The 733-nt window shown below is 58.7% G+C and carries 1 protein-coding gene; it reads left to right on the top strand.

The features are described 5' to 3' along the window. The coding region (locus ACR0LL_RS21260) for a glutathione S-transferase family protein (protein ID WP_480589312.1) at positions 1–653 on the top strand (653 nt) is incomplete at its 5' end. Positions 654–733: the final 80 nt, after the last annotated feature.

The following is a 733-nucleotide window of genomic DNA, read 5'->3' on the forward strand; positions in this document are numbered from 1 at the left end:
GGCTCATCGGCTATCGCCACAGTGTTTATACACGCGCGGTGCGAATGGCTTTGGCGGAACTGACGCTGGACTATAACTGGCAGGACGTGGATCCGTTTCAGGACCAAGTTGCCAATCATCCGTTTGGGCACGTGCCGGTGCTGGAGACGCGCGATCTCCGCATCTACGAGACCTGGGCCATTCTGACCTACCTTGAGGCGCGGTTTCGAGACTCTGGACCCAACGACCACACCGCCAAGGCACTGTATCTTGCGCGGGCGGCTCAGGTGGCCAGCATGGTGAACGCGTATGCCTATTGGCCATTGGTACGACAGGTCTATGCCCATGCTGTGTTTGCTCCGGCAATGGGCGAGGTGCCAAACGACGCTGAGATTGCCGCCGGGTTTGCGCAAGCGGATCGCGTGCTGGACGCATTTGAAGAGGTTGCGGAAGAGGCCGTTGTGCTCAACGGCACACGCTTTGGGCCTGCCGACTGGATTCTGTTTCCGATGATCGATGCGTTTCGTCGCGTGCCGGATGCCCGGACCATGCTGCAATCCAGACCAAAGCTGAACGAGTGGTGGACGGTCTTGTCCGAGCGACGCAAGGTATCGGATACATTTACAGCGCTGGATGGAGGTCCGAAGGGGTCAGTAAAAAAGGCGACTAGGTGATGGATCGTCCGCAGCTCAAGGAGGGGTCTTGATGACGGAACGCGTGGAGATATTCGAAGTTGGGCCGCGTGACGGTTTGC

The sequence above is a fragment of the Ruegeria sp. AI2 genome, from assembly GCF_056541275.1.